Annotated in this window: 33 protein-coding genes and 1 pseudogene; 27 read left to right on the top strand and 7 right to left on the bottom strand. The window is 51.0% G+C overall.

The window, feature by feature from the left end:
• Positions 1-73 precede the first annotated feature (73 nt).
• Entirely contained in the window at positions 74-682 is a 609-nt protein-coding gene (locus QNN86_RS16715) for a hypothetical protein (RefSeq protein WP_414211831.1), read from the top strand.
• Between the two features lie 147 nt (positions 683-829).
• Here QNN86_RS16715 and QNN86_RS16710 read toward each other — a convergent pair whose 3' ends face one another.
• The 3 genes from QNN86_RS16710 to QNN86_RS16700 all read right to left on the bottom strand — a co-directional run bounded on the left by QNN86_RS16710 (position 830) and on the right by QNN86_RS16700 (position 3,227).
• A complete protein-coding gene (locus QNN86_RS16710; protein ID WP_146717976.1) occupies positions 830-1,156 on the bottom strand; it encodes a LysR family transcriptional regulator in 327 nt (108 codons plus the stop codon).
• 440 nt (positions 1,157-1,596) lie between these two features.
• On the bottom strand, positions 1,597-2,640 hold the full coding sequence (locus QNN86_RS16705) for a tyrosine-type recombinase/integrase (protein WP_414211828.1): 1,044 nt from the start codon (positions 2,638-2,640) through the stop codon (positions 1,597-1,599).
• Positions 2,640-3,227 (bottom strand): phage repressor protein CI, encoded by a 588-nt coding sequence (locus QNN86_RS16700; protein WP_181621202.1) that lies wholly within the window; start codon positions 3,225-3,227, stop codon positions 2,640-2,642. Before QNN86_RS16700 ends, QNN86_RS16705 begins: the two co-directional genes overlap by 1 nt.
• 134 nt (positions 3,228-3,361) lie before the next feature.
• On the opposite strand from QNN86_RS16700, the gene QNN86_RS16695 reads away from it, so the two are divergent.
• The 9 genes and pseudogenes from QNN86_RS16695 (at position 3,362) to QNN86_RS16655 (ending at position 8,729) form a co-directional block, all read left to right on the top strand.
• The gene (locus QNN86_RS16695) at positions 3,362-3,625 is read left to right on the top strand and encodes a hypothetical protein (protein ID WP_024138324.1); all 264 of its coding nucleotides are present in this window, start codon (positions 3,362-3,364) and stop codon (positions 3,623-3,625) included.
• Between the two features lie 30 nt (positions 3,626-3,655).
• Positions 3,656-4,165, top strand: a complete 510-nt coding sequence (locus QNN86_RS16690; protein ID WP_096185558.1) for a phage regulatory CII family protein — start codon at positions 3,656-3,658, stop codon at positions 4,163-4,165.
• A 7-nt stretch (positions 4,166-4,172) separates the two neighbouring features.
• Positions 4,173-4,400: a phage filamentation protein Fil family protein gene (locus QNN86_RS16685; RefSeq protein ID WP_414211825.1), complete on the top strand. Its 228-nt coding sequence runs from the start codon at positions 4,173-4,175 to the stop codon at positions 4,398-4,400.
• Positions 4,387-4,587: a hypothetical protein gene (locus tag QNN86_RS16680; RefSeq protein WP_001550179.1), complete on the top strand. Its 201-nt coding sequence runs from the start codon at positions 4,387-4,389 to the stop codon at positions 4,585-4,587. Before QNN86_RS16685 ends, QNN86_RS16680 begins: the two co-directional genes overlap by 14 nt.
• 69 nt (positions 4,588-4,656) lie before the next feature.
• Positions 4,657-4,884 (top strand): DUF2732 family protein, encoded by a 228-nt coding sequence (locus QNN86_RS16675; RefSeq protein ID WP_414211823.1) that lies wholly within the window; start codon positions 4,657-4,659, stop codon positions 4,882-4,884.
• Positions 4,884-5,105 carry a TraR/DksA family transcriptional regulator gene (locus QNN86_RS16670; protein ID WP_126317372.1) on the top strand — a complete coding sequence of 74 codons (222 nt, stop codon included), beginning with the start codon at positions 4,884-4,886 and terminating at the stop codon, positions 5,103-5,105. Before QNN86_RS16675 ends, QNN86_RS16670 begins: the two co-directional genes overlap by 1 nt.
• 94 nt (positions 5,106-5,199) lie before the next feature.
• Complete coding sequence (locus QNN86_RS16665) at positions 5,200-7,344, top strand: replication endonuclease (protein ID WP_414211981.1); 2,145 nt, start codon at positions 5,200-5,202, stop codon at positions 7,342-7,344.
• Between the two features lie 115 nt (positions 7,345-7,459).
• Positions 7,460-7,642 (top strand): annotated as a pseudogene (locus QNN86_RS16660) (DinI family protein); the annotation flags it as partial.
• Positions 7,643-7,790: 148 nt separating this feature from the next.
• The gene (locus QNN86_RS16655) at positions 7,791-8,729 is read left to right on the top strand and encodes a DNA cytosine methyltransferase (RefSeq protein ID WP_414211821.1); all 939 of its coding nucleotides are present in this window, start codon (positions 7,791-7,793) and stop codon (positions 8,727-8,729) included.
• A gap of 4 nt (positions 8,730-8,733) precedes the next feature.
• Here the strand turns inward: QNN86_RS16655 and QNN86_RS16650 are convergent, their stop codons facing one another.
• The 4 genes from QNN86_RS16650 to QNN86_RS16635 form a co-directional block, all read right to left on the bottom strand.
• Positions 8,734-9,726, bottom strand: a complete 993-nt coding sequence (locus tag QNN86_RS16650; RefSeq protein WP_414211819.1) for a hypothetical protein — start codon at positions 9,724-9,726, stop codon at positions 8,734-8,736.
• Positions 9,713-10,831, bottom strand: coding sequence for a ParB N-terminal domain-containing protein (locus QNN86_RS16645; RefSeq protein WP_048218643.1), 1,119 nt, complete (start codon positions 10,829-10,831; stop codon positions 9,713-9,715). Before QNN86_RS16645 ends, QNN86_RS16650 begins: the two co-directional genes overlap by 14 nt.
• 381 nt (positions 10,832-11,212) lie before the next feature.
• Positions 11,213-12,250: a phage portal protein gene (locus tag QNN86_RS16640; protein ID WP_414211814.1), complete on the bottom strand. Its 1,038-nt coding sequence runs from the start codon at positions 12,248-12,250 to the stop codon at positions 11,213-11,215.
• A complete protein-coding gene (locus QNN86_RS16635) occupies positions 12,250-14,019 on the bottom strand; it encodes a terminase ATPase subunit family protein (RefSeq protein WP_410688572.1) in 1,770 nt (589 codons plus the stop codon). Before QNN86_RS16635 ends, QNN86_RS16640 begins: the two co-directional genes overlap by 1 nt.
• A gap of 164 nt (positions 14,020-14,183) precedes the next feature.
• On the opposite strand from QNN86_RS16635, the gene QNN86_RS16630 reads away from it, so the two are divergent.
• The 17 genes from QNN86_RS16630 to QNN86_RS16550 all read left to right on the top strand — a co-directional run.
• Complete coding sequence (locus tag QNN86_RS16630) at positions 14,184-15,047, top strand: GPO family capsid scaffolding protein (protein ID WP_414211812.1); 864 nt, start codon at positions 14,184-14,186, stop codon at positions 15,045-15,047.
• 30 nt (positions 15,048-15,077) lie between these two features.
• Positions 15,078-16,238, top strand: a complete 1,161-nt coding sequence (locus QNN86_RS16625; protein WP_414211810.1) for a phage major capsid protein, P2 family — start codon at positions 15,078-15,080, stop codon at positions 16,236-16,238.
• 3 nt (positions 16,239-16,241) lie between these two features.
• Positions 16,242-17,000, top strand: a complete 759-nt coding sequence (locus QNN86_RS16620) for a terminase endonuclease subunit (RefSeq protein WP_414211808.1) — start codon at positions 16,242-16,244, stop codon at positions 16,998-17,000.
• A gap of 97 nt (positions 17,001-17,097) precedes the next feature.
• On the top strand, positions 17,098-17,598 hold the full coding sequence (locus QNN86_RS16615) for a head completion/stabilization protein (RefSeq protein ID WP_414211806.1): 501 nt from the start codon (positions 17,098-17,100) through the stop codon (positions 17,596-17,598).
• A complete protein-coding gene (locus QNN86_RS16610) occupies positions 17,598-17,801 on the top strand; it encodes a tail protein X (RefSeq protein WP_001100637.1) in 204 nt (67 codons plus the stop codon). Before QNN86_RS16615 ends, QNN86_RS16610 begins: the two co-directional genes overlap by 1 nt.
• Positions 17,792-18,013: a hypothetical protein gene (locus tag QNN86_RS16605; protein ID WP_000524754.1), complete on the top strand. Its 222-nt coding sequence runs from the start codon at positions 17,792-17,794 to the stop codon at positions 18,011-18,013. The genes QNN86_RS16610 and QNN86_RS16605 overlap by 10 nt, the downstream gene beginning before the upstream one ends.
• The gene (locus QNN86_RS16600) at positions 17,997-18,509 is read left to right on the top strand and encodes a lysozyme (RefSeq protein WP_414211802.1); all 513 of its coding nucleotides are present in this window, start codon (positions 17,997-17,999) and stop codon (positions 18,507-18,509) included. The genes QNN86_RS16605 and QNN86_RS16600 overlap by 17 nt, the downstream gene beginning before the upstream one ends.
• Positions 18,506-18,922 carry a DNZ54_00345 family protein gene (locus QNN86_RS16595; protein WP_137398917.1) on the top strand — a complete coding sequence of 139 codons (417 nt, stop codon included), beginning with the start codon at positions 18,506-18,508 and terminating at the stop codon, positions 18,920-18,922. Before QNN86_RS16600 ends, QNN86_RS16595 begins: the two co-directional genes overlap by 4 nt.
• A complete protein-coding gene (gene lysB, locus QNN86_RS16590) occupies positions 18,919-19,341 on the top strand; it encodes an Rz-like lysis system protein LysB (protein ID WP_414211800.1) in 423 nt (140 codons plus the stop codon). The genes QNN86_RS16595 and lysB overlap by 4 nt, the downstream gene beginning before the upstream one ends.
• Positions 19,241-19,486 (top strand): Rz1-like lysis system protein LysC, encoded by a 246-nt coding sequence (gene lysC / locus QNN86_RS16585; protein ID WP_414211798.1) that lies wholly within the window; start codon positions 19,241-19,243, stop codon positions 19,484-19,486. The genes lysB and lysC overlap by 101 nt, the downstream gene beginning before the upstream one ends.
• The gene (locus tag QNN86_RS16580; protein ID WP_414211796.1) at positions 19,449-19,916 is read left to right on the top strand and encodes a phage tail protein; all 468 of its coding nucleotides are present in this window, start codon (positions 19,449-19,451) and stop codon (positions 19,914-19,916) included. The genes lysC and QNN86_RS16580 overlap by 38 nt, the downstream gene beginning before the upstream one ends.
• Positions 19,909-20,358: a phage virion morphogenesis protein gene (locus QNN86_RS16575; RefSeq protein WP_414211794.1), complete on the top strand. Its 450-nt coding sequence runs from the start codon at positions 19,909-19,911 to the stop codon at positions 20,356-20,358. Before QNN86_RS16580 ends, QNN86_RS16575 begins: the two co-directional genes overlap by 8 nt.
• A gap of 68 nt (positions 20,359-20,426) precedes the next feature.
• Positions 20,427-21,068: a phage baseplate assembly protein V gene (locus QNN86_RS16570; RefSeq protein ID WP_414211792.1), complete on the top strand. Its 642-nt coding sequence runs from the start codon at positions 20,427-20,429 to the stop codon at positions 21,066-21,068.
• Positions 21,065-21,412: a GPW/gp25 family protein gene (locus tag QNN86_RS16565; protein ID WP_414211790.1), complete on the top strand. Its 348-nt coding sequence runs from the start codon at positions 21,065-21,067 to the stop codon at positions 21,410-21,412. The genes QNN86_RS16570 and QNN86_RS16565 overlap by 4 nt, the downstream gene beginning before the upstream one ends.
• A 4-nt stretch (positions 21,413-21,416) precedes the next feature.
• On the top strand, positions 21,417-22,325 hold the full coding sequence (locus QNN86_RS16560) for a baseplate assembly protein (protein WP_137367118.1): 909 nt from the start codon (positions 21,417-21,419) through the stop codon (positions 22,323-22,325).
• Positions 22,318-22,929, top strand: a complete 612-nt coding sequence (locus QNN86_RS16555) for a phage tail protein I (RefSeq protein WP_414211788.1) — start codon at positions 22,318-22,320, stop codon at positions 22,927-22,929. Before QNN86_RS16560 ends, QNN86_RS16555 begins: the two co-directional genes overlap by 8 nt.
• Positions 22,926-23,532 (top strand): phage tail protein (locus QNN86_RS16550; protein ID WP_414211786.1); only part of this gene is annotated, 607 nt, incomplete at its 3' end. The genes QNN86_RS16555 and QNN86_RS16550, both read left to right, overlap by 4 nt.

The raw sequence follows: 23,532 nt of genomic DNA, 5'->3' as shown, positions 1-23,532 counted from the left end.
TTTTAAAATGTATTCGACAAAAATAGAGCATAATATGGAGAATTTAAATTTTTCCTACGAGCGGGTATTGGTTATGGACACTATCTATTATAGTGCCGTTGGGCTATGTGCCTTTATTGATAGCCTGGCAGGTCGCTCAATTAGTCTAAGAGTAATGACGCTTTCCGCATTGCAGAAACAAGTGTCAGCCCGTCATGGGGAACCAGGGCGGGTACTCGTTATTACCGAGTTAACGAGCGAAAGTGAGACGCTGGCGGAAGGATTAGCATTCTTAAAGTTTGCAAAGGACGAGTGGCCTGCAGACCAATATAGTATTATTGTTTTTACCCGTTTACGTGACCCTCTGTTGCTGGCAGCAGTCGCAAATCTTCAACCTATGGGCATTGTTCATCGCGCGGAGGCGATTAATATCTTATCTAAACTCATATTTTTCTCCGCTGACGCATCATCAGGCACGATCATGAGTCCGTTAATCACCAGGAAAGTCGGCCAGGTCGGCGGAATTCGATTACCACAAAGGGAATTGCAGTGGTTTGTCCTGCAGACAGAAAAAATAGGACTGAACGAAACAGCGAGGCGAATGGGGATTAGCTATAAAACTGCTGCTACCTATCGGAAAAGAATATCAGTCCGTCTTCAATTAAGTTTACGTGAAATTAATGAAAGAGTGTCACGATTATAAGTGAGAAAGATAATATTGCCATATCCCGCTGTACGGATTGCCGACAGCAATGTAGTCGTGATTTTATTATTAAAGCGATTGTCAGTTTACCTCAGCATGCACAATTTAGGGTTCTCGTTGTGAATAACGATGTGCTTGCCACGACGTTTATGAAATCTGCTCTACGGCAGTTGAGGAAATGTCAGTGCTGGACGTCATTGCATATAAGAGATTCCTTATTGCAGGGCTAATGTCGTTATACAGCAATTGTGCCTCTTCTGTTGGTATTAAACAACGGCCCTCTCTGCTGAATAGTTTTTCGGGAAAACAAGTACAAAATTTTTTCAACGAAAGGCTCACTGCAGACGGTGAACAGTTCATATAGTATGAAGCAGAAACTATCCCTCCTGTATTCATGACTGCGGCAAAAACAAGAATGTTGTTAATCGAAATATTCAGGTTTTTGAATTTTGAAAAATCAGATTGTGTAAGCAATGAATTATCCTTTTGAATTAATTTTCTTAAAAGAATATAAACATATAAGAAAATCAAAACAAACAATATAATAGATATATCTAAATATACGTTTTGATATAATGTAATGAAAATAGAGGGTTAGCCACCCTTTCTGATTTTTCCCTTCAATTCAATGTTGGCGTAAGAGGGCTTTTCCTGACATCGGCATCACCAAGGATGTAGTGTTCAAGAAGACATAGCTGAGAATGGATGGGGATCATAGTCGTATTGCATGTTGGGGAAACGGACCCAAATTACATCCAAAGAAAAAGGAGTCAGACGATCTCTCATCTAACTCCTTGTTTTATCTGGTGGCCCCTGCTGGACTTGAACCAGCGACCAAGCGATTATGAGTTCCTAAAGGAACAACCGAAAATCAATAGTTTGCGTTTAAAAACAGTTAATTAGATTATCAAAAACTATCTATAATTATCATCATTACTCATTTCTACCGCCACTTTATCGCCACTGACCGCCAGAGGGTTGAGCTTAACGGCATCCTCTAAATGGTCAGGAGCAAAGTGTGCATATCGCATCGTCATTTTGATGTCGGTATGGCCGAGCACTCGCTGCAAGACCAGAATATTACCACCATTCATCATAAAGTGGCTGGCGAAGGTGTGGCGCAAAACGTGGGTCAATTGCCCTGCCGGTAGTTCGATGCCTGTTCTTTCCAGAGCAGACCGGAACGCGCCATAACAATCACTAAATAGCCGACCTTTTTTATCATCAGGAAGAGACTCGTAGAGCTCTTTGCTGATTGGAACGGTGCGGTTTTTCCTGCCTTTCGTGTTGGTGTATGTGATTTTGTATTTCGCAAGCTGGCTTTTTCTCAGGCTCTCGGCTTCAGACCACCGTGCGCCAGTGGCGAGACATATTCTTACCACGTTTTCTAAATCAGGGTGGTCATGCCGTTTGCACTCTCCGAGCAATAGCAAAATCTGGTCGTGAGTTAGCCAGGCCATTTCCATTTCCTCAGTGCGGAAAGGGCGCATGTTTTTGAGTGGATTTTCCCCCTTCCATTCCCCGAGTCGGTTTAGCTCATTGAACACCGCTCGAAAGTATGCCAGCTCAAGATTAAGCGTTCGGGGCGATACCTCTTTCACTCTGTTTGAACGGGCATACTCACCTTTTAACCGCTTTTCTCTGTAACGGGAAAATATCTGCGCATCGAAATCGCGTGCGAGCGGTTCGCCCATACACTCAAAGGCATGGTGCATAGCCAACTGACGTTTTAGCCCGTCTTTCAGGGTAATGCCGTGGGCGCTGTACCATGCGTCAACAAGTTCTTTTAATGTGCACCGGTCTTCCTTTTCTTCCTGCCAGGGGTTTTGTACGGTGTACTGCTCAAATGCCAGCGCCTCGCCTTTAGTCGCGAATTTCTTTCTAATACGTTTGCCTTTTGCTCCGTTTGGATAGAGCTCGCAAATCCAGCCTCCGTCCGGATTTTTACGGACTGTCATCAACTCACCTCACTATATACACCCACCACGCGACCTAATGTTTGTATGTCATCAACTAAGCATTCAAAAGGCACTTTCCCTCCGGCAACGTGTAGTTTTCTGCCTGGTAAAATCGTTAACTCACGAATGCTTTTTGCTCCCTCAATATCTACAAGCCATGAACCATCTGACAGCAAGGTATCAGTCTCAATAAAGTGAGCCGCATTGTCTGAAAATATGCATTGTGGGTTGTTAAGGGTTCGATTAAAGAAAGATTTAGATATCCTCAAATCTGTACCGTCAATCAACCGACCTTCACTTAATGTGAATGATTTAACTGTTAACTCTTCAGATTCAACAGAAGCCTTGATGTTACTACCGGATAGCTTTTCCCCTTTACCTGTAAGCAACCACTCTACGTTTGCACCTGTTTCCAGAGAACAATGGACTATGAAGTCATAGGAGATAGCCCCTCGTGTGTAGCGGTTTTGCAGGGAACTGGCCGCGATATTGAAGTGCCGCGCAAGCTGGATTTTTTGAGCAAATCCGTAGATTTCGCAAATCCTATCTAAGACGTGTTCGTTACTGATTTCTGAATCAATTTCCATAAAATTCGCATCCGAGTATTGACCGTTGCGGCTTTTGCGCATTACTATGCGGCTTAACCGTAATTCATTGGTGGTAATCGCTGACAATCGAAGAGCATCAATGATAATTATTGATAAACAGGGAATAATGCAATATGGCTTCTGAAATTACAATTGTGAAAATTCCAAGTGAGATTGTTTCTCCTCATGAGTTTGCAGCTTTAGAGCGGGTCTCTATCGCTACAGTTCGTCGCTGGACTACTGGCGACAACCCTTGCATTCCAATCGAGCCGCGAGTCATTAAGCCTGGTCGTAAACGTGCAAGCGGCATGGTTCGCATTTACTACGCGCGCTGGAAAGAAGAGCAGTTGCGTAAGGCGCTGGGACATTCCCGTTTTCAACTCGTTATTGGCGCTTGATTCACTTTATGTGAATTATAAGGATGCAACATGTTAGATTTTCGCGTTTCGTCACATACACACTTCGATGACGCTTGCAGAAAATTCGCAGCCTCTCACAACGTAAAAGAGCTGGCTGTAAAGGCAGGTATCAAGCCGCATACGCTTTACAACAAGCTCAACCCAGAACAGCCGCACCAGCTAACTCCCCGCGAAATATGGACGCTGACAGACCTGACCGAAGATTCAACCCTCGTCGATGGGTTTCTGGCTCAGATTCATTGTCTGCCATGTGTGCCAGTTAACGAGTTGGCGAAAGAAAATTTGCAGGCATACGTAATGCGCGCAATGAGTTCCCTCGGTGAGTTAGCTAATGGCGCAACATCTTCAGACCGCCTGACGACAGCAAAAAGACACACGATGGTCGAGAGTGTGAATTCTGGTATCCGTATGCTGTCACTGTCAGCGATGGCGTTGCATGCTCGCCTTCAGGCTAATCCGGCTATGTCGAGTGTGGTCGATACCATGACCGGCATCGGCGCAACATTTGGTTTAGTGTGAGGTGCTTATGCTGAAAAATGAACCCTCATTCGCATCTCTGCTCGTTAAGCAAAGTCCGGGTATGCATTACGGTCACGGCTGGATCGCGGGTAAAGATGGTAAGCGCTGGCACCCGTGCCACTCTCAGTCCGAATTATTAAAAGGGCTGAAAACAAAGCCGCCGAAATCGTCAGACTTTTTAATTATTCGTATTGCTCACTTTATTATTAAAGGGATTAAACATGTCACGCGATGAATTAAGAATTGTGTTAGGTGCCATGATTCCAAATATGGAGGAAGGTTTTGAAATTAAAACCCGCGACGGCGCAATACTTCGCGTTGACCCTGAGTGGGAGTGCTGCAAAGAATTTAAGGATGGATTAAAAGCCGAAATCATCAAGCAGTTAAAAAGCAAACCTGCTGTTGTATTTGGATACAGTTAATTAATTAAACGTAATTACTTGGCGTAAACCCGCCGGGCTTCTTATTGCCCAAAATCAGGAGAGTTAATTATGCGTAATGCCGAATCCCGTAGTTTAAAGGCTGATGCCGAAGCGCTGGCCGTATTGCTGACAGATGCCAAAAAAGAGGAACGCAAAGACCGCGCCCTCGCAGTTTCAATCCGTCTTGAAGCACTGGCCGTGCATATCACGAATAAGCGAATGACCTATTTTGAAGTGGCTGAACTGTTGCGTTCCGAGGCTACCCGCTACGAAAACGAATCACAGGAGCTGCACTAATGGCCGACACAATTGATTTAGCCCAACAGCGTGAGCAAGAAGACCGCGAGCGTTACATCAACAAAGCGCGCAGTCGTATCGCTGCGTCTTCCCGTTTTTTCTGTGAAAAATGTGACGCACCAATCCCAGAAGCTCGCCGCATTGCGATTCCGGGCGTGGATTTGTGCGTGACCTGTCAGCAAATCGACGAGCTCAAATCTAAGCATTATCGGGGGGTATGAATTGGCTGTTCAGTTCGCGTTTCCGTGGAATGCTCCACGGTCGGCAATAACCAGCCCATATCTTACCTACGACCAACAGTATCGCCGCGACCGTATGTTCGCGGCTTTGCTGCATGCGAGAAAGGTGCTTCCTCTTCAGCCAGAATGTGTGCGCTTTGATGTTTATCGCACCGCTGCAGTTTTGGAGCAAAATCAGGGCAGTCAACGAGCCAATGCCTTTTTAATCAGCTTTTGCAAAAAGGCATTGCCACGTCTTGAACTGGTCGCAAAAAAATACGAGTGCTCGGGCATCAACAGCAATGTATCAGCCGCTGTTTTCGATAGTCATTTTGATACCCAGCTTATGCAATATCTGGCGTCACGCATGGTCAATATGGTCGCCAGATTTAACCGCCTCCCGGATATGTCGCGCGCCGATATTGACCTACTGGCCGCGGATATCGCTAATTTTATTCGCGCCGAACTGGCCGACATTGATGACACCGGATTTAGCGAACTCAAAACGCTATACACCTGGTACATGCACGCTGGTTTTATTTCCCTGCAATTCAACGTTACACCGCCGAAATGGGAACGTGTGACTAAAAAATATTTTTGTGAGGATGAAATCGCACCGGCAGTAATGCGCATGTTTAATGAGGTTTGGTGGCGCGGCCGCTTGCGACGCATTGCGGCTGCATGGCGCGAACATCTGCAAATTGCAGTCGGCAACGTAAGCAAGAAACGACACGCTTACGCGAGTAAAAACTGCGTGACCGACTGGCGCGAGCAGAAGCGCCGCACGCGCGAATTTCTTAAGGGGCTGGATCTCGAAGACGAAGAAGGCAACCGCATTAGCCTGATTGAAAAATACGACGGCTCGGTCGCTAATCCAGCAATACGCCGCTGTGAGCTGATGGCTCGCATTCGTGGGTTTGAAAATATCTGTAATGAGCTCGGTTATGTCGGGGAGTTCTATACTCTGACTGCACCGTCTAAATACCACGCCACCACCAAAGCGGGCTACCGTAACAGCAAATGGAACGGTGCAAGCCCGTCAGACACGCAGAACTATCTCACCGGTCTTTGGGCGCGTATTCGCGCCAAGCTGCATCGGGAAGAAATCCGCATTTTCGGTATACGCGTTGCTGAACCGCATCACGATGGAACGCCGCACTGGCATATGCTTATGTTCACGTTGCCGGAGGATGTCGAGCGTGTGCGACTCATCATCCGTGATTATGCGTGGGAGGAAGACCACTACGAACTGAGAAGCGATAAAGCCAAAAAGGCGCGCTTCCACGCTGAGGCCATTGACCCGGAAAAAGGCAGCGCTACCGGCTATGTCGCTAAATACATTTCCAAAAATATCGACGGTTATGCTCTCGATGGTGAAACCGATGACGAAAGTGGTGAGTTGTTAAAAGAGACTGCTCCCGCCGTTTCAGCATGGGCGGCGCGCTGGCACATCCGTCAGTTCCAATTTATCGGCGGTGCGCCGGTGACGGTATACAGGGAGCTACGCAAAATGGCTGACCCTGAAACAGCCAGGGCGCTCAGTGTTGAATTCGCCGCAGTGCATGATGCTGCTCACTATGGACGCTGGGCTGATTATGTGAATGCTCAAGGCGGCCCATTCGTTCGCCGTGATGATTTACAGGTACGTACATTGTATGAGCCTCGAACTGAATTTAATCAGTATGGCGAAGAAACTGTGTGCATCAAAGGTGTATACGATGCCTCGATAGGCGCTGGCTCTCCTATTCTAACCCGGTTAACGCAGTGGAAGATTGTTCCAAAGCGTGCCGTTGATTTGGCCGTTGACGTTAAGGGCGCATCTGCGCCCTCTCGGAGTTCTGTCAATAACTGTACGGGAAGCGAAAGCGACCTACCGATATTGGATTTAACAAAATCTTTGAGTCGGCGTGAAAGACGAGAGCTGACAAACCGACTCAGAAAGCAAAAGCCAGCAATACGGCGAAAATTCATCCACGGAACGGATGAGCAAAACGCAGCTATAGCGAAAACTATCGACGAGATACATCTGACAACCGGCATCACAATCAGCCGGGGCGAAGCCCTGCATCTGATGGCAGGTGGTAAAAGTTGTTTTGATGGCAAATGGCTACGCGGAACAGCCAAAGGAGAAATTTTTTCCGCAGCACCATCGCATCAAACTAAAGCTAAGGAGCGTCAGAACACAGCTATAGAAATCCTCAATCGTGTTGGGGTGTTAGCTGAACTGGCAACGAAAATATAACCATTAATATTCATCCATATCATGTACATACAGTGTATTTGATGCTTTTTTTCTTCACATTTTTTATCAATATGTGCTACTGTATGTTTATACAGTATCTCGTTGTGGGGGTTGTGTGGATAGAGAGTTAAGTGAGCACGTTATGATTGAGCGGGTCGAAATGATTGCGCGCCTAACGGCTGAAGGGGCCTGTCAGGAAAGAGACCGTGAAATCGCACTTGGGCTGATAGCCGAACTTGCTAAAGGGAACTTGATGAAGAATAGCTTGTTTTCTATAGTGTTCTCAGCTAAACCCATTGAAAAATAATAATAAAATAAATTCGATATTTTTCCCTTGGGATATGGCCACAGTTACTAAAACGTGAGAATATCAAGCCTTGGCGAAATCTTGCTTTTTTCCGAGGCCTGTTTCGCTATAATACGCGGTCGGTTTTTAGGAGGGGTTAATGCCAACTGTAGTGTCGCTTTTTTCTGGGTGTGGTGGTTCTGATGCTGGAGTTCTGAGGGCAGGGTTTGATGTGCTCATGGCAAATGACATTTTACCTTACGCCCGTGATGTTTATTTGGCTAACCATCCAGAAACCGATTACGTCTTGGGGGATGTTTCTGCTATCGAATCGTTTCCTTCTGCTGAATTGCTGGTCGGTTGCTACCCTTGTCAGGGCTTTAGCCAAGGCGGGGTGAGGAAAGCTGATAGGAAGATCAATACGCTCTACTTAGAGTTTGCTAGGGCATTAAGAGTAATCCAACCTAAGGCTTTCATAGTAGAAAATGTTTCTGGTATGGTCCGTAGCAATTTTGAACATCTACTTCAGGATCAGTTCAAAGTCTTTAAGGAAGCTGGTTATAGAGTTAACTCACAAATTCTCAATGCTTCTCATTATGGCGTTGCTCAAGATCGTAAACGTATTTTCATAGTCGGGATACATGAAAAATTTGGTACTGATTACGTTTTCCCTCAGGCCACTCATGGTGAGGGTTTAAAACCATTTTCTACGATTAAAGATGCAATAGGATCAATGCCTGAATGGCCTACCGGTGAGTTTTACGAAGCAGACTTCCATTGGTATTATCTCTCAAGGAACCGCCGTCAAGACTGGGGGCAAGTATCTAAAACCATCGTAGCTAATCCAAGGCATATGCCTCTGCATCCAATCAGCCCTGTTTTAGAAAAGATTGGGCCAGATAAATGGCAGTTTACATCGGATTCTCCAGCTCGCCGTTTTAGCTTCCGTGAGGCTGCTCGTTTGCAAGGATTCGGGGATATGATATTTCCTGAAACAGACCGTGCTTCGATGAATATGAAATACACGGTTGTGGGGAATGCTGTACCGCCTCCTTTATTTGAGGCGGTAGCTAAAGGTCTTCCAAATGTTTGGGACTAGATTATCAATCGACTTTTAGATCATTGATAATTTGTTCAAACTCAACGAACCATTTTTCTGCTACGATTTGAGGGCAATGGTTTGTCTTTTTGAGAAGTTGCAATATTCTTGCTCTGTCAATGACCAAAACTCCTGCACAAGGACTATTATCAACCCATTCTCCATTAGAATTCCGATAGAAAATTGGAGTAAACATTAGCGTTGGAATATCAAAATGTACTTGAAAATATGTTCGTAACTTTAGTGAGTGAGCTTCTAAAGTTTTTTTAGGCCATTCAGTTTCTTGTGCACCACACTGACCTAATAAAGCATAATTGCTGCTTAGTTTGTCATCAAATTCAACTGTGGCTATTATATCAAAACCGGCATCTCCAGATGAACTAGCCCTCTCGCATTCTTGTTCATTAATATAAGGAACAGCTAAATCTCTTCCCATTATTTTTAATGCTTTTCTCAAATCAGTACCGTAATAGGTCCGACGGTCATCAGAGTTAGCATCAAAAATTCTCACTGTTGCATGTGGTGGGAGTAGTGCACTTGTGCAAAGTTTGCTAACGACAGCGAAATTCTTAGCCCAAAATTGTATTATTCCTTTCTTGGCTTTTTTAAATGAACGTAATCTTGAACATGCAAGTAAAAATAGATATATCCTTTGTATATTTGTTAAGTTTTCTTTCAGTGAAATAAAATCACCATTTACAACAAACGGATAAATATCTTTAAGGAAATTTTGTCTAAAATCTAGCTGTGTCCAGACATCCTCAACCTGTCTCTCTAAACGATCATTGCGCTCAGCATCACTTCCTTCATTTTCATCTTCCTGAGCCTCTTGATCAATATCATCTACACTAGTATTACTTTGACTCTTTATGGTTATTAAGTCATTTTTATGTAAGTCAAAGCGTCCAGTGTAGTTTATGGCGGCAGCAAGTTCAGCAAGATCTGCAAACAGATGTGGAACGCTAGGATGAATATCTCCAATTTTAAAAATCTTCATCGTCAGAAACCTTTTTGGCTTTAATCGTATTACCAATAAGTTTGACATTCTGGCTTAAGCGTCTTGCAACTTCTAACGCCTCAGGGTTGTAATCAATAGTAGCGACAATCCCGGCAGCTTCAATTAACGCAGATTCAGCTTTGTAAAGTAATGACATAAAGTCTTGCTTTAAATTTTCGGTCAACTGATATGCGACCTTGAGATCTGCTCCATTTCTAAAAGATGTTAAAGCTTTAGGGTCATCAATTACTGAGGATAGCATTCGTAGATTACGAGACTCTCCAACTTTTGTCTTTCCTGATTCGTCTTTTTTATAAAGCCAGATAGTAAGTTCTTTTGTGTTTTCTCTATCTATATATTCTGGATGAATAATTACATCATTTGATGAAATGTCGTCATCTTCATCTTTTTCAGAAACCCCAACAAAGAACCCAATTTTCTCATCTGCTAAAGCTGTTGATAATATAGAAAATTTGATAGATTCTTCATCTAATCCTTCAATATCATAAAAGTTATTATCTTCCATAACTTTGTAAACAGCTAAAGCATCAAGGCTTCGCTTAATATGATCTTTTCTACTGCCGATTGCGCGGGCAACTTGATGATATCGATCACTAGTAGGTAAAGTATCGGAAGTCAGTTCAAAAAGCTGTTCTATATAACGAGCTTTTGCTAGTGGTTCCCATTGCTTGACGCCTGTGATGTGTCTGAAACCTAAGTAAGGTAAAATTTCAGCTCTTGTATCACGCACGATAACGGGCAACTTTGCTAGTGTGTCCAATTTACTTGCTGCACCATCGGCGATTTCTATCATCCGAGAACTTGGTCTTTCACATTCATATGGATTATGAATAAGTTTAACTGCCGTTAAGCGGCGATTACCTTCAACAACAATGTATTTATCCCCCTCTTTAACCGCGATAAGGGGTTCGCCAGGAAAGAATCCATTTTCAGCTATCGCATTCATCAAATCTTCGATGGATGTAGTCAAAGCGATGTGATTCAGCATTGCTTCTGGAGTTCGCTCCACACCTTCAGGGAGGCGAGGGTTCTTCGTATCAAGTTCTAGCTTCTTGAGATCGATGTAATCGAGACTTTCTGTCATGATATTGCTCTCATTAAATATGTTAATGCGCAAAGATTAACACTGGAGTTAAACGTAGGCTAGAACTGCAATTATGTGCATGAAAATGCATGCGACAACAGTCACAGCAAATGATGTTCCAGACCTACAGTGACGTAATGAATAATGAGTCATGCAACTGCATTAAAACCGACCTATAAAGCGGGCAGGCGTGGCGGGGAAAGCATTGCGCGATGAGGCGGGTATTTATTTTATTTTTCCAGCGCCTGAGCGCGTCCCTGTAGCGTTGTTGTGGTTGCGGATGAGTAACGGATGAAGCGAAGCGGCGACGGCGTGTCGTGGCGTTGAGGGCGTTGTATGCGGTTAGGGTAAAGCCGCCACGACGGGCGGCTGTGGGTGGGGTTACTCGTCGTCGCCGAGGCTATATTTTTCAAAGCGGATAATCTCTTCACCCGCCCACTCGTTCAGCTCCATAAACCGTGCCTGTAGCGGGGTCAGTTCGTTACGCACAAAGACCTTTGCCACCTTCTCAACGTCACCCACTGAGCCGACGTTCTCCGGCTTACCGCCCATCAACTGGAACGGAATGCGGTGCGCGTCAAGCAGGTCAGCGGCGCTGACTTTCTTGATATTAAAAAAGTCATCCTTCGTGGCGACTTCGCTCAGTGGCACAATTTTAATCCCGTCTGCTTTACCGTTCGGCGCGTAGAAAAAAAGGTTCTTAAAATTGCCGAGCCCTTTCGAGTCACGCATCGCCTTTCGCAGCGCCTCGACGTCGGTGCTGCTTTGCGCGGCGTCGGTCACATACATGATGTATCCCGCATGCGCGCCGTTCTGGTAATACTTGCGACGGAACAGGGTCGCCGATTCATTCAGCCAGGCTGAATTGAGTGCGCTCAGGTATTCCGGCATTCCGTAAAGCTCTTGATTAATATCGGGCTCGAGCAGGTGGAAGACGGAGCCGGGCGCGAACTGGTGCGGCTGTGTGTAGCTCTGAATGTACCAGTAAACGTCATCCTCGATGCCACGGCGGGTGTATTTCGCCGGTGAGGTTTCCAGTTTTAACGGCTTACCGGTCAGGCTGCGACGCTCTTCGATAAACGCATTGCCAAACACCAGATAGTCGAGCGCAAACCGGGTGAAGTCCTGACGGGATAACAGCGGGTGCGGGATGTAGGTCGACACCAGAATATTACGCTTCACGTAAATCGGTGAGCTGTGGTGCACGGCGGCGCGCATGCTCTTCGCCAGCCCGGAAAAGCTCACCGGCGGCTCGTACCACTGGCCGTTGTCGATACACTCGACATAATCGAGAATATCGCGGCGGTCGAGTACCGGCGTCGGCTCACCAAAAGTGAATGCTTCCATGCTCTGAGCCGGTGCGGCGGTGTGGTTTTGGGTGCGCGGCGGCTGCTGGCGCTTGTTGCATTTCTTGCTCATTAGTTCCACTCCATGATGCTGGATGACTGCTCACCGGTCGCGGCGGTCAGCGGCTCATTGATTAATACGTGCATGGTTGCCCAGGCGAGATCGGCGTGGCTGGCTTCCTCGGTGCGGCTGGCCTCATAGGTCGAGCTGCGCCCGCTGCTGGTCATGGTTTTACGAATCGACATAAACGACTGCGTGAGGTCGGTCGCGCTGACGTCGTACTCGAGGCAACCGCGGCGAATGGTGTCTTTGGCTTTGAGCACCATCGCGGTTTTCATTTCCGGCGTGTAGCGGATTTCACGTGCTGCCGGGTAAAAAGACCGCACGAGCTGGAAGACGCCCTGACCGAGCCCGGTCGCATCGATGCCGATATATTCCACGGTGTATTTCTGCGTGAGCTCGCGAATGGATTCGGCCTGTTGGGCGAAGTCCATCCCTTTCCACTGGTGGCGCTCGAGGATGCGGAATTTGCCACCGGCAACGACCGGCGGCGCGATAACGACGCACCCGGCGCTGTCGCCCCGTAATGACGGGTCGTAGCCAATCCACACCGGGCGGTGACCGAATGGCCTGTCGGCAAATGGCGCGTAGTCCTCCCACTTCTCGAGGCTGTCGACCATGCAGCGTTGCAGCTCTTCGAACGGGAATACCGACGCTTTATCGTCGACGAATTCGCACATAAACAGGTTGCGGAACTCATCGACGCTGTTCTCGCGCTTCAGCGTATCGATGTTGAACAGGGTGCACCCTTTGGCGAGTGCGTCCTCGATGGTGACAATCTGCCGCCACTGGCCGTCAGGACAGGCGACGCCCTTCGCGAGTGCGGCGTGACTGATATCGATATCGACGCGCTCGCTCTTGTCAGAGCGCCCCTTGTTGAACTGCTCACCCGACCAGAACGGGTAAGCGCCGTGCGCCAGCGATGAGGGGGTCGAAAAATAGGTCGTGCGTAAATGCTCCTGTGACGACATGCCCCCGGCGACGCGCTTCAGTTTCTGAAAGTTGGGGATCCAGAAAATTTCGTCGACATACAGGTCACCGTTGTGACTCTGTGCCGTGTTGGCATTGGTACCGAGAAACATCAGCTCCGCGCCATTGTTGCCGAGCACAATCGGGTCGCCGGTGAGCTCGACGCCAGCCTGTCGGGCAAAGGCGATAATGTATTTACGGAATACATAGGCTTGCGTCTTACTGGCCGACAAAAATATCTGGTTGTGGCCGGTCTTCAGTGCCTGTAACAGTGCCTCACGTGCAAAATAGAACGTCGCGCCAATCTGTCGCGATTTCAGAATGTGCCTGATGCGGTGCGCCAGCCCCGCGCGCCACCACTCGAGCTGATAGTCGAAAGACTGTTCGAGGAAAATCTCTTCGAGTTTCTCAATAGCCTCTTCGCTGAAATAGTTCTTTTTCGGCTTCTTCTTTTCCCCTTTGTTGCGGTTGGCCACGTTCGGGTTTAAATCCGCTTCGTTGCCGGTCTGGCCGTAGCGGTTAACCCGCGCGAGGCGCTCCATCTGGCGCGCCAGAAAATCCGCGACCTTAAAGTCGTGAGCCGTCAGGTCAGGCTTTGCATAGAGCTGAATCAGCCGCGCCTCGAGCGTGAACTCGACCCGGTTTAACGGGGCGGTTTCTTCCCATTTATCACGCTGTTTCCAGCTCTGCACCGTGGGGCGCTTGACCTGTAACTGCTCCGCGATTTGTGGCACGGAATAGCCCTGCCAGAACAAAAGCGCGGCCTGTCGTCGCGGGTCGCTGAGTAGTGATGTGTCGTTAGTAGTGGTCATAAAACCTCACTGTGATGAGTACACGGCAAGGCTAAAGATTCAGGGGGGATGAATCGCTAACCCCCTGTTGTGTCAGGGGGTGCACTTCTGTAACCGGTGGCTGGCGAGGGAGGGAGTCGGGAAACTACATCCGACCCGATAACCCAACTCAGGACACCTGATTCATGACTAAAAAAATTTCGAAATGGTTTCGCATCGGCGTCGAGGGTGACACCTGCGACGGTCGCGTCATCAGTGCGACTGATATTCAGGAAATGGCTGACGGCTTTGACCCGCGCGTCTACGGCTGTCGCATTAACCTCGAGCATATCCGCAGCGTTATTCCCGACAGCCCGTTTTGCCGCTATGGCGACGTCACGGAAGTGAAAGCGGAAGTGATTGACGACGATTCGGCGCTCAACGGCAAGCTGGCGCTGTTCGGCAAAATTGCCCCGCTCGACAACCTGCTCGCGATGCTGGCGAAAGGCCAGAAGGTTTACACCTCGATGGAAATTCGCCCGAACTTTGCCAACACCGGCAAATGTCACCTCATCGGGCTGGCGGTAACCGATGACCCGGCGAGCCTCGGTACTGAATACCTGCAATTCTGCTCCCGCGCACAACAAAACCCACTGGCCGGGAAGAAAGACCAGCCGGGCGACCTGTTCTCAGTGGCAACCCTTGCCGAGCTGGAATTTGAAGACCTGCCCGACACCCTGCTGACCAGACTCAGCGACACCGTGAAAGGCATCTTCAGCCGTAAACAGACTGACGACGATGCGCGTTTCGGTGATGTACATGAAGCCGTGACCGCCATTGCCGAACGGGTGCAGACCGGCGGCGAAAGCGCTGAGGTGCGTTTCAGTGCCATTGAAACCGAACTCGCCGACGTCAAAAAAGCGCTGGCTGAACAGGCCGACGCCACCTCGCAGCAATTCAGCACTATCAAAACCACGCTGGAGCACACCGAAGACAAAACGCAGCCGCGCCGCAAGTTAAGCGCCGGTGGCGACGGTGATTCGTCTGGCTCCACGCTGACCGATTGCTAACCCCGATAACCCCGAAGGAATACAAAACTCATGCGTAAAGAGACCCGTTTTAAATTCAATCAGTACCTGAGCCGTATCGCCGAGCTGAACGGCATCGCGACCAGCGACCTCGACAAAAAATTCACCGTCGAGCCGTCGGTGACGCAGACCCTGTTTGACAAAATCCAGCAGTCGTCCAGCTTCCTGAAGCTCATCAACATGGTGACCGTTGGCGAGCTGACTGAAGAGAAGGTCGGCATCGATGTGACCGGCTCCATTGCCAGCACCGCTGACACCGACGGCGGCGTCGAGCGTAAAACCGCTGATTTCGCGAAAATGGATGCGTACCGCTATTTCTGTCACCCGGTGAACTTCGACTATCACCTGAAGTACAACAAACTCGACCTGTGGGCGCGTTTTCAGGATTTTCAGATTCGCATTCGCAACGCCATCATCAAGCGTCAGGCGCTGGATTACATCACCATCGGCTTTAACGGCGTGAGCCGGGCGGCGACGTCTGACCGTAGCAAAAACCCGTTACTTCAGGATGTGGCTGTCGGCTGGTTGCAGAAATACCGTAATGACGCGCCTGAGCGCGTGATGTCCAGCGTCACCGACGCTGACGGCACCGTAATTTCGAACACCATCAAAGTGGGTAAAGGGGGGCATTACGCCAACCTCGACGCGCTGGTCATGGATGCTTTCGAGTCGCTGGTCGCGGAAATTCACCGCGAAAACCCGGAAATGGTTGTCATCTGTGGTCGTCGTATCCTGACCGACAAATACTTCCCGATGATTAACAAATTCCAGGCGAACAGCGAACAGCTCGCCGGTGAGCTGATTATCAGCCAGAAAACCATCGGTCAGCTTCAGGCGGTGCGCGCGCCGTTCTTCCCGGCAAACAGCGTTTTCATTACCACGCTGGATAACATTTCGATTTATCTGTACGAGGACGGCCACCGCCGCCACATCGTCGAAAATCCGAAACTCGACCAGGTGGAAAACTACGAACAGGTCAAAGTCGATTTCGTTATCGAGGACTACGAGGCCGGGTGCCTGATTGAAAATATCGAGATCCTCGAGCCGGAAGAACCCGCCACCACTGAACCTGTGAGCGCGGAAGTCTTCGCGGCGGCAATGGTCAAAGCGATGCAGTCTCTGACAGGCGACGCACCGGCTGAAACTAACACCACTGACGGCACGGAGGCATAACCGATGGCAACCCCCGCACAGCGTCATGCGATGCGGGTCTCGGCTGTCAGGGCATCGCAGCGGGATAACGCCCCGCTGCGTCATGCCTCACCTTACGAGCAAATGCTCGTCAAGCTGGCCGCAGACCGCAGGACGCTATCAGCAATTTGTTCTAAAGAACGCAAAGCGGATAAAAAACGCGAATTACTCCCGCTGTACCTGCCGTGGGTCGCTGGCGTACTGGAAAGCGGCACCGGCGCACAGGATGACATTCTGATGACGGTGATGCTCTGGCGTCTGGATGCGGGGGATATCACCGGCGCTGTCGAGATTGCGCGCTATGCCCTGCGTTTTGGCCTGTCTATGCCGGAAAATCATTCCCGCCCCGCGCCTTATATGCTGGCCGAAGAGGTCGCGCTCGCGGCTCTCCGCGCCCGTATCGCCGGTGAGCCGGTCGACGCTTCGCAACTGCTCGAGGTCATCGGGCTGACCGATGCCGCCGATATGCCTGACGAAGTGCGCGCCCGACTGCATAAGGTCACCGGTCTGACCCTGCGTGATGCCGGTCAGCTTCCTGATGCACTGGCGCACCTGCAACGCGCCTTACAGCTCGACACCAACGCCGGGGTAAGAAAGGACATTGAGACCCTCACTCGTGAGCTGAACCCGAAACCGGTCGTCGTCAAAAAAACGGCGCCGAAAGCCGCGAAAAAGCCACCCGCGAAAAAACAAGATTCACCGGTGAAACGAGGGCGGGGACGCCCTAAGAAAGTCACCGGTTAACAGAACGCGCCCCGCGCCGGGCGGCACGCTGGTCAATGTCGGTGATTCACCGTAACTGCGACCGGCGTCCACCGCCCACTTATTTACTGAGGTACTCATGACCATGATTGTGATGAATAACCGGGCGCAACAGCGCGACCCGATGGTCATCCCGCCGGTGCCGGTTGACGAGCCGGTGATTAAAAACACGGCCTTTTTCCCGGATGTTGATCCGAAGCGCATGCGCGAAGAAATGCGCCTCGAGCAGACCGTGACGCCGGTGCGTCTGCGCCGGGCGATTAAAACCGCGATGGCCGAGACCAACGCCGAGTTAACCGACTGGCGCGACCTTCAGCTCGCCGCCGGTTACGCGCGACTTGAGGATGTGCCGACGGATGAACTCGACGGCGAAAGTGTGCGGGTTTTTCACTACTTCAACGCTGTTTGCTCGATGACGACCGCGACGCTGTACGAGCGTTACCGGGGCGTTGATGCGAGCGCCAAAGGTGACAAAAAGGCCGACAGCATCGATGACACCATCGATGAAATGTGGCGTGACATGCGCTGGTCGGTTGCCCGTATCCAGGACAAAGCGCGCTGCATCGTGGGGCAAATCTGATGAACGTCATCGCGCATCAGGGCGACACGCTCGACACGTTATGTCAGCGCCATTACGGGCGCACTGAAGGTGTGGTCGAGGCGGTATTGCTGGCTAATCCGGGGCTCGCTGAGCTGGGTGTCGTCCTGCCACATGGCACGGCGGTCAGTCTGCCTGAAGTCGACGCCGCACCGGTATCGGAGACCGTGAATTTATGGGACTGACTGTGGATAAAATCACAACCTTTCTGACCTACTGGCTGTCAGTGGTGCTGGCGTATTTCGGTACGCAGACACCGGAACGGCTCGCGCTTTATGTCGGGGGAAGCTGCGCCATTTTTACCGCGCTGGTTAACTTCTGGTACCAGCGAAAGAAATACCGCTATCTCGTCTCGATGGGGATTGATAAGGGGGTTATTCGTGGGCTCATTCGTTAAACGTTGCAGTGTGGCCGTCGTGCTGGCGCTGGCGGCACTGGTGCCTGATTTTCGTTTGCTTCACACCTCGCCGGAGGGGCTCGCGCTGATTGCCGACCTCGAGGGTTGCCGGTTGCGCCCTTATCAGTGCAGCGCGGGCGTGTGGACGTCAGGCATCGGCCACACTGTCGGGGTGGTACCGAAACGGGATATCACCGAGAAGGAAGCCGCCGCGAATCTGGTCGCTGATGTGCTGAACGTCGAGAAACGACTCGCGGTCTGTGTGCCTGTTGAAATGCCACCCGCCGTCTATGACGCGCTGGTCAGCTTCGCTTTTAACGTCGGTACCGGCGCGGCCTGTCGCTCAACGCTGGTGTATCACCTGAAACACCGGCAATGGTGGCAGGCCTGTGACCAGCTCACCCGCTGGGTGTTTGTGAATGGTGAGCGTAATGCCGGGCTCGAAAACCGCCGCTTTCGCGAGCGTACTTACTGTCTGAAAGGGATTACCCAATGAAAAAAGCTATTTGCTCAATGATTTTTTATGTCCTGCTGGCGCTGATGTTGCTCAGGGGAATTATTGACCCACAAAGCGTGGCGGTAAATTTCGCCGTTGTCTGGGCGCTGTTCGGTAGTGTTATCTGCATTGCGGCCAGTGTTTACGGCATCGTGACCTGCGAGATGACGGGGAGTAAAAGCATTGAAATTACCCGGAAAAATGCTGAAGACATAAAAAACGTCATCACGATTTTTTGTCGTGAATTATCTCCCTTGCGACGGTTCTGCTCGCTGATGTTATTCGCGGCAACCTTCGCCTGTCTGGTGGGAGCTGGCTGGATTATGACGGCGCTACTGTATGTGATTTGCGTCCTGATATTTACGTCGGTGCGCTCCGTTGTTCGCCAGCGCATCAGGGCAGTCGTCCAGTGACCCGGCTCATTGTGATCGTACTGGTCAGCGCGCTGGCGCTGACCGGGCTCCTGTGGTTACGGCATGAAAATGCCAGTTTGAGCCGCTCGCTGGAAAAAGCGAACCGTGTCGCCGGTGAACAAAAAACGGTGATTACCATGCTGAAAAGCCAGCTTAAAACGGCCTCCCGTATCCGTGGGGAAAATGAGACCGCTCAGGTCTTACTGCGCGGTGAGCTCATCGAGGCCGGAGCGCGGGCCCAACGTCGGGAACAGACCATTACGAGGTTACTCAATGAAAATGAACAGCTTCGCCGCTGGTATAGCGCTGATTTACCTGATGCTGTGCGCCGGTTGCACCAGCGCGCCGCCTGTGCCGACGCCGGTGATTGTTTACAACTCATGCCCGAGGGTCAGTCTTTGCCCGATGCCGGGAAGTGACCCGACTACCAATGGCGACCTGAGCGCGGATATACGCCAGCTCGAAAGCGCCCTCGAGCGCTGTGCGCTTCAGGTCAGAACGATAAAACACTGTCAGGATAAAATCGATGTACAAGCCGAAGAGTCTGCGAAAAGCCTTAACTGACGCCTTGCCGGTACTGGCACGAAACCCCGATATGATGCGTGTCTTTATCGATAACGGGAATCTGGCCTCGACGCTGGCGACGTCGCTGTCGTTTGAGAACCGGTACACGCTGAATGTGGTGGTGACCGATTTCACGGATGATATCGAGCTGTTACTCGTCCCGATTCAGGCGTGGCTGCGCATCCATCAGGCTGACATTATGACGACCGATGAAGGGCGTAAAAAGGGATTCACCTATTTTGCCGATATCAACGACAACGACAGCGCCGATATCAGTATCAGCCTGATGCTGACCGAGCGCACTATCGTTAAAGAGCAGAGGGATAAGCTTCACGTTGAACAGGCTGAAGAGCCGCAGCCGCCGGAGCCCGTTACCCGACCGGTTGAGCTGTATGTTAACGGTGAGCTCGTGAGTCGATTGCATGAATGACTTTAAACCCTTTGACGATAAGCTCGCGGGGCTGATAGCGGCGCTGTCACCTGCTGCCCGTCGCAGAATGGCCGCAGATATCGCGAAGACCCTGCGAGCCCGTCAACAGCGCCGGATTAAAACGCAGAAAGCACCGGACGGCACACCTTACGCCGCCAGAAAGCGCCAGCCGATAAAAGCCAAAAAAGGCCGGGTTAAGCGGGAAATGTTCGCGAAGCTGCGCACCAGTCGCTTTATGAAAGCTACTGCGGGAAATGATGCGGCGGTCGTGGAATTTACCGGCAAGGTACAACGGATGGCGAATGTGCATCAGTACGGCCTCAAAGATAAGCCAGGGCGAAACAGTACGCCGGTACAGTACGATGCCCGACCGCTCATCGGGTTTAATGACGAAGACCGTCAGGCAGTGGAAGAAATAATTATCGCTAAATTGTCCGTTTAGCGTTGTGTCATCGACAGTAAAACCCGCATCAATTGCCGCTCAGAGCACCGGGCGGCATCCTTCCTTGTATGAATACTCGCGCAACTCTTCAGGACGCTTTACGCCTCCTTCGCAACCTGATACGCACCGGCGTCGTCGTCGAAGTCGACCTCGATGACGGGCGCTGTCGCGTCCAGACTGGCGGCATTGTCACCGACTGGCTTCAGTGGCTGACCATGCGCGCCGGTCGCTCACGTGTCTGGTGGGCTCCGTCTGTGGGTGAGCAGGTTTTACTGCTGGCCGTGGGCGGTGAACTCGACACCGCTTTTGTGCTGCCCGGCATTTTTTCGGATGACCACCCCGCGCCGTCGGCGTCGGCTGATGCTTTTCACATCACCTTTCCTGACGGGGCTGTTATCGAGTACGAGCCGGAGACTGGCGCGCTGACTGTGAGCGGCATTAAAACCGCAGACGTTACGGCATCGGATTCCATCACCGCGACGGTACCGCTGGTGACGGTGAAAGCCGAGACCCGCATCACCCTCGACACCCCGGAAGTGGTCTGCACCAACAAACTGACGACGGCGACGCTTGAGGTGCAACAAGGTGGCACCATGCGCGGAAACATCGAACACACCGACGGTACGTTTAAATCAAACGGCGTTCAGGTCGACAACCACGGTCACGGCGGTGTGCAAAGAGGTGGGGCCTGGACGGAGGGGACGAAATGACGACCCGTTATATCGGTATGAACAGGGAGACCGGGCGCGCCATCACTGACGCCGATCACATCCGTCAGAGCTGTGGCGATATTTTGCGAACGCCGGTCGGCTCTCGCGTGATGCGCCGCGATTATGGCTCGCTGCTGTTCTCCCTGATTGATATGCCGCAGACCGACGCGCTGAGGCTGCAAATTATGTGCGCCTGTTATATGGCGCTGCTGAAGTGGGAGCCGCGCATCAGCATCAGCTCGCTGACGGTCGAGCGTCAGTTTAACGGTCAGATGATTGTTGAGCTGACCGGCGAGACCCGGGGCACCGGCAAAACCCTTTCACTGACTATTCCTGTGAGTTGAATTTATGGCAAACATCGACCTGAGCCAGCTCCCCGCACCTGACGTCGTGGAAACGCTGGATTTTGAAACCATTCTCGCGGAACGCAAAGCGACGCTGGTCTCGCTTTACCCTGAAGAACAACAGGACGCTGTTGCGCGTACTCTCGCCCTTGAGTCTGAGCCACTGGTGAAGTATCTGGAGGAAAACGCCTATCGGGAGGTTATCTGGCGTCAGCGTGTGAACGATGCGGCGAAAGGCTGCACACTGGCTTACGCGAGTAATAACGACCTCGATGTGATGGCCGGAAACAACAACACCGCGCGACAGATTGTGACGCCCGCCGATGACAGCACTATCCCGCCGACACCCGCCGTCATGGAATCTGATGCCGATTTACGGTTACGTGCACAACAGGCTTATGAAGGACTCAGCGTGGCTGGCCCGGTCGGCGCATATGAATACCACGGTCGCAGCGCCGACGGTCGTGTCGCCGATATCTCGGTTGTCAGCCCGTCACCGGCCTGTGTGACCATCACGGTGCTTTCACGCGAGGATGACGGCACCGCATCCGGTGAACTGCTGACCATCGTTGAAAAAGCACTAAACGCTGAAGAGGTGCGCCCGGTTGGCGATCGGGTGACGGTACAGAGTGCTGAAATCGTGCCGTATCAGATTGATGCAACTCTGTATTTTTATCCGGGGCCGGAGGCCGAGCCAATCCGTCAGGCCGCAGAGGAAAAACTGAAGGCATACATCAGCGCACAACAGCGACTGGGCCGGGACATTCGTCAGTCGGCCATCTATGCCGCCCTGCATGTCGAAGGTGTGCAGCGTGTCGAACTCGCCGCGCCACTGGCTGACATTGTGCTCAGTAAATACCAGGCATCCTGTTGCACCGAATACCACATCGCTGACGGGGGGGCCGATGAGTAATAAGCGACTGTTGCCTGTTGGCTCATCGCTGCTCGAGGTCGCCGCCGCCCGCGCGGCCGCAGATATTGAGCGTGTGCCGGTACCGCTTCGCACGTTGTGGAACTGGCGCACCTGCCCGGTGCGGCTGCTGCCGTATCTGGCGTGGGCATTTTCGGTTGACCGGTGGGATGAGAGCTGGCCGGAGGCGACAAAACGCAGCGTTATCGCCTCCGCGTTTTACGTTCATGCCCATAAAGGCACTATCGCCGCATTACGGCGCGTGGTGGAGCCGCTGGGCTATCTGATTGAGGTTAAGGAGTGGTGGGAGCTCAACGAAGAGCCCGGAACTTTCCGGCTTGTTGTGGGCGTACTCGAGACAGGCATCACCGATGAGATGTACCTCGAGCTCGAGCGACTGATTGAAGGGGCAAAACCGGCCAGCCGACATCTGACCGGGCTCGCTATCAGCCTGAGCACCACCGGGCGCGCTTATGTGGGCGCAAGCTGCTATGACGGCGACCTGTTAACTGTTTATCCCTATGCCGCCGGGGAAATTGTCGTTGGTGGTGAGTTTTATCCGGCTTCGGCCATTCATCTGATTGATAACCTGCGAGTAAGCGCATGACGACTAAATATTTTGCCATCCTGACCACTCAGGGCGCAGCGCGACTGGCAAACGCGACCGCGCTCGGTACCAAACTGAATATCACACAAATGGCCGTCGGTGACGGGAACGGCACATTGCCGACCCCTGACCCGGCTCAGACGAAGCTCATTAACCAGACCCGTATTGCGCCGATTAATTCACTGGGCGTGGATGCCAACGACGCCGGTCAGATTATTGCCGAGCAAATCATTCCTGAAAATGAGGGTGGTTTCTTCATCCGTGAAATTGGTCTTTATGATGACGCTGGTATTTTGATTGCTGTCGCCAACTGCCCGGAAACCTATAAGCCGTTACTGGCCGAGGGTAGCGGTCGAACGCAGACTATTCGCATGATTCTCGTTGTCTCGAGCACGTCGGCGATCACCTTAAAAATCGACCCGTCAGTTGTGCTGGCAACCCGTAAATATGTCGATGATGCAGTCATCGAGGTTAAGAGTTACGCCGACAAGCTCATGAAAGCTCATGAGGAAAAGGCTAACCCGCATAAGCAATATCCGTTGATTGCGAACGCACTCAAAGAAATGGTCGATGCCGGATTGGTTGCCGAGGTTCTCAAAAACC

This window comes from Citrobacter sp. C348 (genome assembly GCF_047467975.1).
Taxonomy (GTDB): Bacteria; Pseudomonadota; Gammaproteobacteria; order Enterobacterales; family Enterobacteriaceae; genus Citrobacter; species Citrobacter gillenii.
This window is presented reverse-complemented; position numbering and strand designations above follow the sequence as displayed.